Origin of the sequence: Mucilaginibacter terrigena, assembly GCF_004168255.1 — a bacterium.
Lineage (GTDB): Bacteria > Bacteroidota > Bacteroidia > Sphingobacteriales > Sphingobacteriaceae > Mucilaginibacter > Mucilaginibacter terrigena.
This window is the reverse complement of sequence record NZ_SEWG01000001.1, coordinates 162,951-174,953: the sequence shown is the minus strand read 5'-3', so window position 1 is coordinate 174,953 and position 12,003 is coordinate 162,951. Positions and strand designations below refer to the sequence as shown.

Below are 12,003 nucleotides of genomic sequence, written 5' to 3'. Positions count from 1 at the left end.
TCTTACGGCAGGGTCTAAAACATATTAAGCCGGATAATTTGAACGTAAATGGCAACATTTGTTAAGGCACAGGCGTCATCCTTTATAGCATCCTTATTTGACTTTTTGACCACAATAGTCTGTAAGGAATTTTTTTACCTTTGGTACGTTACAGCAAGCTTAATTGGAACCATTGTTGGAGGCGTTACAAACTTTGCATTAGGCAGGGTTTGGGTTTTTAAAAAGCGTAAGGAAAAAACCGTTCCTGTACAGGCCGTTAAATACGTTTTGGTTTGGGGTGGTAACCTGGCGCTAAATACTGGCGGCGTATTTGTAGTAACTCACTTTTTAAAGTTAGACTACAAAATTTCCAAGGTTCTGGTATCGTTTATAGTAGGGGTAACTTACAATTACTTCCTTCAAAAAAAGTTTGTTTTTGCATAATTGGATAAAAGGTTAATGAATTTTAAATACACGTATAAGTATCTATTTCTTATACTATTCATATTAATAAGTGCTGCTGCAACAGCGCAAACTACTGTTGTAACCGGCAAAGTTACCGATGGCGGTAATAAAGACGGCCTTCCCTTTGTATCCGTAGCATTTTTAGGTACAAACATTGGTGTGGTTACCGATACACACGGTATGTATACGCTGCGTACAAACCAGCCCTATACCAAAATAAAAGTAAGCTATATAGGTTTTAAAGATGCCACCTACAATGTGCTGCCCGGTAAAGAGCAGGTGCTAAACATCCGCATGATCCCCTCGTCTACCCAGTTGAACGAGGTAAACATCAAAACAAGTAAAAAAACAAAATATAATAACGAAAACCCTGCCGTTGCCTTAATACGCAAGGTTATCGAAAACAAAGATAAGAACCGCCCCGAAGCCTACAATTTTGTAGAATACAAAGAGTATGATAAGATGCAGTTCTCGCTCAGCAATATCTCTGATAAGGTTAAAGAGAAAAGGCTTTTTAAGAAATATAAATTCGTATTCGAGAATAAGGACAGCACTTCTTACCCCGGTAAAACGCTGCTGCCTATTTATTTAAAGGAACGCCTGGCACATGTTTACTACCGTAAAGACCCCGAGGCTACCCGTAATGTAATTTTAGGCGAAAAATCGGTTGATTTTGGGCCCGGCTTTGATACCGAAGGCGTTGGCCAGTATTTTAAACACTTGTACGAAAAGGTAGATATATACGACAACAGCATTATGCTTTTGGGGCGCCAGTTTTTAAGCCCGATTGCCAACAGCGCCCCATCGTTCTACAAATTTTTTATTACCGATACCGTTACGCTTGATAACGGTAAAAAGCTGGTGCAGCTAAGCTTTACCCCACGCAACACCAACGATATACTTTTCGAGGGTGAGATCTTTATAACCCTTGATGGCAACTATGCCGTGCAAAAGGCCGGGCTGGAGATAAACAAAAACATCAACGTTAACTTTGTGCGCAGCATGCACGTCGACCTTGATTTTGAACTTAACCCCGATGGCCGTTACCACATGAGCAGGAGCAACACTTTTGCCGATTTTGGTATAACCGCCAAACGTAAAAGCGGCTTGTTTGGCACCCGGACGCTAACGCTCAAAAACTATGTTGTAAATGTGCCCCATCCGGATACACTTTACAAAGCAAGGCCCGAGTTGGAAGACGAAGAGCTACGCAACCGCCCCGAAAGTTTTTGGGCAGAGAACCGCCTGGATACGCTAACAACGGCCGAATCAAAGGTTTATAAAAACATTGATAGCCTGGTGCATATGCCATCTTTCAGGCGTACTGCTGATATTATTAACCTGCTGTTTGCGGGCTTCAAAAATTTCGGCAAGTTTGAAATTGGCCCTGCCAGCACCTTTTATAGTTTTAACCCGGTTGAAGGTTTAAGGCTGCGCGTAGGCGGCCGCACCACTGCCGACTTCAGCAAACGTATCTTTTTTGAATCGTACGGGGCTTATGGTTTTACAGATAAACGCTGGAAGTACCAGTTCGCGGCATCGTATTCTATAAACAATAAAAGCATTTACAGGTTTCCGCAGCATTACATCCGCGCCAGCTTTCAGCGCGATACCAAAATACCCGGCCAGGAACTGCAGTATGCGCAGGAAGATAATTTCCTGCTATCCTTTAAGCGTGGTAAAAACGATAAATATATCTATAACGATAATTACCGGATAGATTATGTAAGCGAGTTTGAGAACCACCTGTCGTACAAAATGGGGTTAAAAAAACTGACACAAACACCTGCGGGCAGTTTATTCCCTTTTACAAATACTATTGGTACAAACACATTCAGGCATTTAACTACTTCAGAGGTTAGCGCCGGGATCCGCTATGCGCCTAACGAGCAATATTACCAGGGTAAGCTTTTCCGTGCCCCTATCATCAACCAGTACCCTATCCTGTCGTTAGATTTTACAATGGGTGTAAAAGATGCACTGGGCGGCGAGTACGGTTACAAGAAATTAGATTTCCGTGGCGATAAACGCTTTTACATAGCCCCCTTCGGTTTTGCCGATGTTGTTCTTGAGGGTTCAAAAACATTTGGGCAGGTACCTTACCTGCTGCTGAACATTCACCGTGCTAACCAAACGTTTTCGTACGTGATAGATTCATACAACCTGATGAACTTTTTGGAGTTTGTAAGCGATCACTCGGTAAGTGTAAATATCGACCAGCATTTCGGCGGTTTCTTTTTCAACAAGATCCCCCTGTTTAAAAAATTGAAATGGCGCGAAACATTGTCTTTTAAAGCGCTTTATGGCGGGCTAAGTGATAATAACACACCATCGCTACATCCCAACCTGTACCAGTTCCCGCTTGATGAGAACGGCGTGCCTATAACCTACGGCCTTGGCCGCACACCTTACATCGAGGCAAGTGCAGGTGTCGAAAACATTTTCAAGTTTATAAGGGTTGATGCAGTAAAAAGGTTCACGTATCTGGATCACCCGGGCATTGCCCCGTGGGGGATACGTGTAAAGATCAAGTTTGATTTTTAATATGTTTAATTTTATTTATTTTTATAGCTAATGGAACCACAAACATCAGTACGCACAAGTTTGCAGCTGGGGATATATAAAATTATCGACCCATTTGTTAAACTCCTGATAAAAGTAGGGTTAACGCCAAACGCGGTAACCTCTATAGGTTTTATTTTAAATGTTGGCGTTGCAGCCATATTCATCATTGGTGCCGAAGACGGTAACCGGGGCGATTTTAGCTACGTAGGCTGGGCCGGCGGTTTAATACTGTTTGCGGGCTTGTTTGATATGCTCGACGGGCAGGTGGCCCGCCTGGGTAACATGAAATCGGTTTTTGGCGCCCTGTACGATTCTGTGTTGGACCGTTACAGCGAACTGATAATGTTCCTGGGGATCTGTTACTACCTTGTTGCACATCACTACTTCCTTAGCTCGATATTTGCCTTTATAGCGCTTATTGGCTCCATGATGGTAAGTTATGTTCGCGCCCGTGCCGAAGGCCTGGGTGTAGACTCTAAAGGCGGCCTGATGCAGCGCCCCGAGCGTGTTATCACCATTGGCGTGTGCGCCATTGCCTGTGGTATAGGTTCATCATATCTTGGCGGCGATTATAAATTGTACGTTCCGGGTATTAAGTGGCATGTTTTCGAAACCATGTCTATCTTCACCTTCCCTATCACCATTCTTGCCGTATTAACAAACTTAACGGCTGCAAAAAGGCTGGTTAATGCGCGGAAAGCATTGTCTGAGCGAGGAGAATGATCAAAACCCTGTTAAAGCTTCTGCTTTTAGTTTTTTTATTCGCCGGCAATATTGCACCAGCAGCGGCTTTTGCACCTATTAAAACCGGTTTAATACTTCAGCCCGATACCCTTAAACCGCGTACCGATGTTACCGGCAGGGTTTACCCTACCCCGCCGCCCAACCCGCTGCGAATGTTTTACCTTCAGCGGTCGCCAAACATCAACGCGCTGGTATACGATATCAACATCGATAAAAAAACCGGTAAGCCCGATGAAGACTCACCTTTACACGGTTACTGGCTAAGGTATGCCGAGGGCCACGGCGAGCCGTCAGAATTTACTTACATGCAGCGCAAATTTGCCTATGGCGTAATCTCAAAAGCGCTGGGTAACGATAATTATGATATCAGATTAGTGTCATACAAAAAAATTCCGTTTACTTTAATGAAGGGTGCCGACGGAAAATATCATATCTTCGCAACAGTGGCCAAAAAGCAAATGTTGCTTCAAAAAGTATTTATTCAAATTGATGGAGGTACTTTTTGGTTACCAAATGTTATTTTTGTAGAATTAAAGGGCACAGACCCAGTTACAGGAAAAGAGGTTACCGAACGTTTTAAACCTTAAGTGTTATGGCGAAAAATTTTGTTTCAAATTCACAGGAATCTGTGAGGATGTTTAAGAGCAGTTTTTTAGAGAGCTTATCAAAAGTGCACTACTTTGTGCCTATTATAATTTTTTTACCCGTTATTTTAGTTACAAGCTACTTTGCTTACGACAGGCAAATTGGGGTGGCTAACTACATCTGGCTATTTTTAGGCGGCCTGTTTGTATGGACGCTTACCGAGTACATTATGCACCGCTTTGTATTCCATTTTGTACCAAAACAACAATGGGCCCTGCGCCTGCACTTTATATTCCACGGTGTGCACCACGATTACCCCAGCGATGCCAAGCGGCTGGTAATGCCGCCATCGGCAAGTATACCCCTGGCTACGGGCTTTTACTTTTTGTTTAACGCTTTGTTGCCTGCAAATTACATATTTGGCTTTTTCCCGGGCTTTATTTTAGGTTATCTTTTTTATGATATATCGCACTACGCCATACATCACTTTAACTTTAAAGGCAACTTTTGGAAACGCATTAAACAACACCACATGCTGCACCACTACCAGGACCCTACAAAAGGTTACGGTGTAAGCTCACCCCTGTGGGATAAGATATTCAATTCAGATTTCATTAAAAAGCAGAATGGCTAATGCTGTTGGCGATGATATACGGATCAATGCAAAAAGCATAAGTATTGTTACCGGCATATCAATCGCATACTTAATTCTATCATATTTTTTGGTTGGCTTTAAAACCGATCAATTAGTTTTAATGGGCATATTCAACGTGTTGTTTTATGCCTCGGTAGTTACGCGCAAATTTATATTAGGCTTTACTATCTTCATCGTTTACTGGGTCATTTTTGATTATATGAAGGCGTTCCCTAATTATAATTATAATGACGTAGCCATAGGCAGCCTGTACCACGCCGAAAAAAGCCTGTTCGGGATAAACCTGCACGGCACTATCCTTACGCCAAACGAGTACCTGCGCCTTAAAAGCACCAACGCTTTAGATGTGATGGCCGGGCTGTTCTATTTATGCTGGATCCCGGTACCGCTAGCATTCGCGGCGTTCCTGTTCTTTAAAAACAAGCGCCAGTTCCTGTATTTTTCTATCACATTTGTAATAGTTAACATGCTGGGCTTTGTGGTGTACTACGCCTACCCTGCGGCACCACCCTGGTATATCCAGTTCCATGGCTTTACTTTTCACCCGCTAACGCAAGGCAATACCGCCGGGCTGGCACGTTTCGATAAATTTTTTAATATCAGCCTGTTTAAGTCTATCTATTCAAAAGGCTCTAACGTATTTGCCGCAATGCCATCGTTGCATTCATCGTACCCGGTTATCGTGCTATATTACGGCATTAAGAACCGCCTGGGGCTAATCAATTGGTTTTTTGGTGTGGTGATGCTTGGCATATGGTTTACGGCGGTATACGCCAGCCACCACTATGTGCTTGATGTATTGGCAGGCATTGTTTGCGCTACAATGGGAATTTTGCTTTTTAACTGGGTGCAATCAGCATCGGCAAACTTTAATCGCTTTTTAAACCGGTACGAAGCCGTTATCCGGTAATTGTAGCATTTTTTTTATTGTGTACTTTTTTATGTACTATCTGCAGGCCCTTATCCCGTTAACTGTTGATAAATATCCTGGCTGTTTATATCTATTTTGGGCACCTTAAGTGGCTATAAATCAAAGTTATTGTAATATTTGAGTAGTTTGTTGTACCTTGCATGCCCCCGCGAAAAGTTTTTGTAATAAGGGGCATAAGATTTGAATACGGTATATCATACTTATTTAAGATCTGTAAGCAGATGAAAAAACTTTTTATACTTTTCACACTAATATTAGCCGCTACAACATTTGCCGCGCGTGCATATGCCGATGATAACCGGGCATATATAGACAGCCTTAAACAAAAATTACAGCTTACTACAAACGATACGCTAAAAGGCGCCATTTACAAGCAAATTGCAACCGAATATTTAAAGTTTGATAAACAGCCTAACCGCAATTTAAAAGCCTACTACCAAACAGAGGCCATCCATTACACCTTGCTTGCCCTGCATAATTATAGCTATTACGAAGATACCACAGGTATCCGGTCGAGCTTTGATGACCTTGCAAGGGTGTATGTAGCCCAAAAAAAATACAGCGAAGCCAAGTGGTTTACGTTACAATCAAACAAGATCTCGCGCCAGGTAAAAGACATCCCCAACATTATCAGTTCATTGATAAAACTTTCGGCTATAAAAATGGAGCTGAAGGAGTATAAAATGGCTATGCGCGATTTGAACGAGGCCTTAAGATGGTCTACGGCAAATAAAATGCCTGCGTTAGAAGCCGTTGTACAACAAAATTATGCCTACCTGTATAACCGGCTAAAGGATTACGAAAAGGGTGATGCTGCCGAAAAACGGGCCACCGAATTAGCAGCGCAGGTACAGGACGATGAGCTGAAGGCCATAACTATTACTTTTGATAACACCCCGATAAAAAATAAAAAGCCTGCTGCAATTAAAAAGAAAAAGTCCATTGTTATCGCCAAAAAATCTGCAAAACTTATCTCTGCTAAAAAGCTGGCATCTTTATAATCTCATCTTCCCGCATCTTCGTTAAATTTTGTTAAACGGTTTATATATATTTAAACCATAACAAGTTAATGGTGTCATATTTAACGACATGAAGAAATATATCCCAGGCATTATATTGAGCCTATTTGTACTGGCTTTTAGTTCGTTTATTTTTATAAACAGGGTAAATGACGACGCCTCTTTTAAGCAGGATTTTTTAGACCTGATCAATGAAACCCGCGCCAAAGGGTGCAAATGCGGCAATACGTATATGCCCCCCGCCCCGCCCATGGTTTGGAACAGCGACCTGGAGGAAGCTGCCCGTGGCCACGCAAAGGATATGGCCAAACAAAATTACTTTAGCCACGATAGCAAAGACGGCCGCAGTATGAATACCCGCATTGTAACCGCCGGCTATATTTTTAAAGGCTGGAAAAGCTTTATGATAGGCGAAAACATTGCCCAGGGACAGACTACCATCCCCGAAGTAATGGCCGGCTGGTTTAAAAGCGAGGGCCACTGTAAAAACCTGATGAACCCCGGCTTTAAAGAAGTGGGCGTTGCCGAATATAATAAGTATTGGGTACAGGATTTTGGCGGCCGCGAAGCCTTTAGCAAAGAGCAGCAGGAACTGATTAAAAGCGGTAAATACCGTTTGATACAGAAAGATTGATTTTCAAGTCTATAGTCTTCAGTTCTAAGTCTGAAGTTGGTTTCCAATTAAATTTCGACTTAAGACTCCCGACTTCGGACTTGAGACTTACGACTTAGGACTATCCTTCTCTACTTTAGGGCCGCGCAGGTGTAGCACTAACCCGTTCAAAAAATTGCGTAATAGCTGATCTTTACAGGGCTGAAAATTTGGGTGGTCTTCGCTGCGGAAGATAGCGCTCAATTCGGTTTTGGTGGTACGGAAGTTGGCCAGCTTTAATATCTCGATGATCTGGTCATCGCGCAGCTGCAAGGCCACACGAAGTTTTTTCATGATATCGTTATTGCTCATGCTGCAAATATAAGTTTTTGTTCGCTATTCGGGCTAATGCCCATGTTATGGTTTTTCTATCCGCCCCATAATGGAACGGCGATTAATAAAAAATAATTCCGCGTTTAAACCCTGTGGTGTTGGTTAGCAGACTACTAAACATTTCTGTGTTTATTATTGCCGTTGGCTTCAGCCAACGGATTACCGGCAGCCAAGCGGCTTTAGCCAAATGAAATTGGAAAATTCTTGAAGGGTAGGAAAATTACTCATCCCAACCCATTACGCTTTTAAGCTCAGGATGCTTTAGATAATATATCCATCAAAAAATTCAAATTTGCTTCGCCACCAAACGTTCCTACGGAACGAAACGGTTTTCTATTATAATTCTACCGACCCGTCGTCCCGAAGGGACGAGTTTAAGCGAGCGGCCGTTCCGGCGGAACGATTGGTTGGTAGACACATCCAAAAACAACACAGAAGCGTTCCATCGGAACGCCTGGTGAAATAGATAAGTAAATTTAATAGCTATCACCCCAACCCATTAACTCCATTACCCTTTTAAATTCGGGCTGTAGGGGCGCATTTATTGTTATTTCTTCTTCTGTAACCGGGTGCTTAAAAGATAGCTGCGAAGCATGCAGCAGCATGGTCTCCATCTCCCAGGTCTCTTTAAAAAATTTATTCTGCTTGTTACAACCATGTGTGCGGTCGCCAATAATAGGGTGAAATATGTGGGCAAAGTGTTTGCGCAGCTGGTGCATGCGCCCGGTTTGCGGCGTGGCCTCTACTAACGAGTAGCGCGATGTTGGGTGCGAGCCGAAAGCTACATCAAGCTCTGCCCTGTTCAGGGTAACATACCGCGTCAGCGCATCCTGTAAAGTCCCGTTCTCCTTACGCAGCGGGTAATCTATCTCTTCGGCATCGCGCGTATAACCGCGCAGTATGGCCAGGTATTTCTTCTTCACCCTGTTCTCCATAAAAGCTTGCTGCATGGCTATTTCTGTAGGCTTATCAAACGCGAACAGCAATACTCCCCCCGTCTTCCTGTCTATCCTATGCACCGGGTTCACCTTTTTACCCGTTTGGTCGCGTAATAATTGCAGGGCAAATTCTACCGCATCGGCAGCTATTGATGAGCGGTGCACCAGCAGGCCGTGCGGTTTGTTAATGGCAATTAAGTTATCGTCCTGGTAAAGTATCTCAAGCATATATTAGGGGCGAAGATAGGCGTTTTTAAGCCGGTTTAAAGTGTAAACCAAAATCTGGACAAGACTAAGTATAAACCTATTCCAGGACGGATCACAAGATTTGATTAGCCGGGTAAATCCCTAATCGTCAATCTTAATCGGCACACCCACCAACAAAGCAAATCCGAAATCGTACATCGTAAATCCGAAATCAGAGGGTGTCCCATTCCGTCTCATTCAGAAACAAGTGGGACACCCTCTAAAAAATACATAAATAACTTATTTAAAGTTAGTTAAACAATTTATGTTTAAGTATCACTTTAAATAAAATCGAAAATTGTATACTTATAAGTATTTGATTATTAATGTTTTACACAATTGCCCCGTTTTGTGTAATATTTAGTGGGACACCCCCTGTTTTAGCCGATAGCAAACTGGAATTGCCCGGTAATTTGGTTAAGCACATGGCTTTCGCCGGGCGCAAGGGGCAGCGGGTCTATCACAAAAACGGGACTCTCCTCATATCGCGAAGCAACGCTTACATGCACATCGCCGGCATGTACGGCAAACATTTGCTGCGCCAGTATAGGGCAGTTATTATCCTTGGATAAATGCGCTAATAAAACATGGCTCATGTAGGCAGGTTTGTGTGCGATAAACATATCCAGCGCCTGCTTATTTGATAAGTGGCCCTTACCCCCGCGGATGCGGCGTTTGAGGAAATATGGGTACCTGCCCTGCTCCATCATTTCCTCGTCGTAATTAGCTTCCAGGAAAGCGGCATGGCATTGTGCAAAATGGCGGCTCAAATGCTCGCAGGGTGCGCCGATATCGGTAAATACCCCAATGCGGGTATCGCCGCTGCTGATCATAAAGCTATGCGGCTCTACGGCATCGTGGTGTTTGGGGAAGGGCATTATCTCCAGGCTACCTATCCTCACCGCTTCGTACGACCGCAGGCTGATACAAAGATCCTTAGGCACGTCGCCGCAGTGATGCACGGTGCCATCGGTTACATAAACAGGCAGGCGGTATTTCCTGGCGAGTACGCCCAGGCCTTTAATATGGTCGCTGTGTTCGTGCGAAATAAATATGGCTTTAACTTTTTGCATAGAAAGCCCCAGGCGGGCCATGCGCTTCTCGGTTTCGCGGCAGGATATGCCGGCATCAACCAGTACTGCTTCACGCTCGTTACCAACGTAATAGCAGTTGCCGTTACTCCCCGAATTTAATGACGCTATAAACACCGGCATACATTGCAAAGTAAGCCATTTTAGGCAAGTACTAAAAGTTTTAGCGAAGTTAATTTTCAACAGGCTCATCTTGTCATGGTGAGCCTGTCGAACCATTGTAAAGCCCAAAGGTCTTCGACATGCTCAGACTGACACATTTGATCAATAACGTAGCCGCAAACAATTTAACTTACACAACATTAACACAAACACTTAGGGATATTAACTATTATTGTATTGAAAAACATATATACCGATGCTATCCGAACCCACCTACCTGCCGGCCCGTATGGTTGCGCCCGAAATTGAGGCGCACTTTAAAAAGCACCAGTTAGCGGCGCAAAGCGTGCAGGATAATAACATCGCTACAGCGCCCCATGCCCACATCATCGAGGCGGTTATCGATATCGCTTTTTGGGCCAGCATGCGCCGCGAAGAAGGCCGTTCGCCCATTATTTCGCTGGCTTTATTGCAGCCTTCGCAATCCGAAAAACCATTGATATTTGGGCAAAAACTCAGGCTTACCACCCAAAACCTGATAAAGCTTGCGCCAGCGGTTGAGCAGCCCGGTATCCACTTAGGCGTTTGGCCCGATGGCGACGATCTGTTCATCTGGGGCACCACCCATAGCGTACCTGCCATATGTTTTGTTTTAGAGGTGGTAGAGCCGGGCTTGCTGGTAATAAAGCACCGCCGGGTTGATGGCTTTGGCAAATTTGTGAATGTAGCCGTTTTACAGGGCGACCAGATAAAGGTTTTGGACGAGGCCACCATGGGTGTGGCCGATTGCCCATCCCTGCTTAAATCGCTTGCCAACATGCCCCTGCCATCCTTCATGGGCGAATCCTTTAACGTTCTGGTACAATTAGCCGCCTCTATGCGCCTTCATAAGCGTGGCGGGTTGGTGCTTATTGTACCTGCCGGTACTACAAAATGGAAGGAATCGATAGTACAGCCGGTTAAATATCCTGTACAGCCTGCCTATAGTGCCATTGCCGAATTGCTGGCATTAACCGACCAGGAGCGAAAAAAACTGGAGTGGCAGGAATCGTTACTGGAAGCTATTGACCTGATAGGCGGCTTTACCGCGGTGGATGGTGCAACCATTATTACCGATAAGTACGACCTGCTTGCCTTTGGTGCCAAAGCCGCCCGGTCAGAAAGCAGTATCCCCGTAGGGCAAATCATCTTTACCGAACCTATTGCCGATGGTAAGGCCATCAGGCAGCACCCGGCTCAAAGCGGTGGCAGCCGGCATTTAGCGGCAGCCCAGTTTGTAAGCGATCAGCACGATGCAGTTGCACTGGTAGCCTCTCAGGACGGGCAGTTTACGGTATTCGCGTGGTCGGTAGAACTGAGCATGGTACATGCCCATCGGATAGATGTGTTATTACTGTAATTAAGCCAGCAGGCGGTTCCACTCGGGGTGGCGCTTTAAAAAAAATTGTACGTAGGCGCACAAGGGCACAAGTTTTAATCCCTTTTGCTCGATATAGGTTAAGGCTTTTTCTACAAGTGCCGCGGCAACACCACGCCCCTCTTATTCCACCGGCACTTCGGTGTGTATCAGGTAGATCTTGTTATCCTTTATTTTATAGTCGATAAATGAGCGGTGCCCGTCTACAAAAAGCTCAAAATTGTGGATGGCTTCGTTATTGATCAGTTCGATATCCGGATAGTTCATTTCTTTACTTTTTT

13 protein-coding genes and 1 pseudogene are annotated in these 12,003 nt (G+C 44.2%); 9 read left to right on the top strand and 5 right to left on the bottom strand.

Annotation, left to right across the window (positions count from 1 at the left end; translation table 11 throughout):
- The first annotated feature begins 48 nt into the window (after nucleotides 1-48).
- The 8 genes from EWM62_RS00820 (at nucleotide 49) to EWM62_RS00785 (ending at nucleotide 7,577) form a co-directional block, all read left to right on the top strand.
- Nucleotides 49-423, top strand: a complete 375-nt coding sequence (locus tag EWM62_RS00820; protein ID WP_129874744.1) for a GtrA family protein — start codon at nucleotides 49-51, stop codon at nucleotides 421-423.
- Between the two features lie 15 nt (nucleotides 424-438).
- Nucleotides 439-2,988: a DUF5686 and carboxypeptidase-like regulatory domain-containing protein gene (locus EWM62_RS00815; protein WP_129874743.1), complete on the top strand. Its 2,550-nt coding sequence runs from the start codon at nucleotides 439-441 to the stop codon at nucleotides 2,986-2,988.
- A 30-nt stretch (nucleotides 2,989-3,018) separates the two neighbouring features.
- Nucleotides 3,019-3,732, top strand: coding sequence for a CDP-alcohol phosphatidyltransferase family protein (locus EWM62_RS00810; RefSeq protein WP_129874742.1), 714 nt, complete (start codon nucleotides 3,019-3,021; stop codon nucleotides 3,730-3,732).
- Nucleotides 3,729-4,340, top strand: a complete 612-nt coding sequence (locus tag EWM62_RS00805) for a DUF4833 domain-containing protein (RefSeq protein ID WP_129874741.1) — start codon at nucleotides 3,729-3,731, stop codon at nucleotides 4,338-4,340. The genes EWM62_RS00810 and EWM62_RS00805 overlap by 4 nt, the downstream gene beginning before the upstream one ends.
- 5 nt (nucleotides 4,341-4,345) lie before the next feature.
- Complete coding sequence (locus EWM62_RS00800) at nucleotides 4,346-4,972, top strand: sterol desaturase family protein (RefSeq protein WP_129874740.1); 627 nt, start codon at nucleotides 4,346-4,348, stop codon at nucleotides 4,970-4,972.
- A complete protein-coding gene (locus EWM62_RS00795; protein WP_129874739.1) occupies nucleotides 4,965-5,903 on the top strand; it encodes a phosphatase PAP2 family protein in 939 nt (312 codons plus the stop codon). Before EWM62_RS00800 ends, EWM62_RS00795 begins: the two co-directional genes overlap by 8 nt.
- Before the next feature lie 242 nt (nucleotides 5,904-6,145).
- Complete coding sequence (locus tag EWM62_RS00790) at nucleotides 6,146-6,925, top strand: hypothetical protein (RefSeq protein ID WP_129874738.1); 780 nt, start codon at nucleotides 6,146-6,148, stop codon at nucleotides 6,923-6,925.
- An 88-nt stretch (nucleotides 6,926-7,013) separates the two neighbouring features.
- Nucleotides 7,014-7,577: a CAP domain-containing protein gene (locus tag EWM62_RS00785; protein ID WP_129874737.1), complete on the top strand. Its 564-nt coding sequence runs from the start codon at nucleotides 7,014-7,016 to the stop codon at nucleotides 7,575-7,577.
- 87 nt (nucleotides 7,578-7,664) lie between these two features.
- On the opposite strand, the gene EWM62_RS00780 is transcribed toward EWM62_RS00785, so the two are convergent.
- The 3 genes from EWM62_RS00780 to EWM62_RS00770 form a co-directional block, all read right to left on the bottom strand.
- Complete coding sequence (locus EWM62_RS00780) at nucleotides 7,665-7,907, bottom strand: DUF1456 family protein (RefSeq protein WP_129874736.1); 243 nt, start codon at nucleotides 7,905-7,907, stop codon at nucleotides 7,665-7,667.
- 497 nt (nucleotides 7,908-8,404) lie between these two features.
- Nucleotides 8,405-9,094, bottom strand: a complete 690-nt coding sequence (locus EWM62_RS00775) for a pseudouridine synthase (RefSeq protein ID WP_129874735.1) — start codon at nucleotides 9,092-9,094, stop codon at nucleotides 8,405-8,407.
- A gap of 398 nt (nucleotides 9,095-9,492) precedes the next feature.
- The gene (locus tag EWM62_RS00770; RefSeq protein ID WP_238989250.1) at nucleotides 9,493-10,422 is read right to left on the bottom strand and encodes an MBL fold metallo-hydrolase; all 930 of its coding nucleotides are present in this window, start codon (nucleotides 10,420-10,422) and stop codon (nucleotides 9,493-9,495) included.
- Nucleotides 10,423-10,561: 139 nt separating this feature from the next.
- Between EWM62_RS00770 and EWM62_RS00765 the strand changes: the two genes are divergently transcribed.
- Nucleotides 10,562-11,704 (top strand): putative sensor domain DACNV-containing protein, encoded by a 1,143-nt coding sequence (locus EWM62_RS00765; RefSeq protein ID WP_129874734.1) that lies wholly within the window; start codon nucleotides 10,562-10,564, stop codon nucleotides 11,702-11,704.
- Here the strand turns inward: EWM62_RS00765 and EWM62_RS19540 are convergent.
- Nucleotides 11,705-11,833, bottom strand: a pseudogene (locus EWM62_RS19540) (GNAT family N-acetyltransferase); the annotation flags it as partial.
- A 12-nt stretch (nucleotides 11,834-11,845) separates the two neighbouring features.
- Nucleotides 11,846-11,989, bottom strand: a complete 144-nt coding sequence (locus tag EWM62_RS19535) for an N-acetyltransferase (protein ID WP_238989249.1) — start codon at nucleotides 11,987-11,989, stop codon at nucleotides 11,846-11,848.
- Between the last annotated feature and the right edge of the window lie 14 nt (nucleotides 11,990-12,003).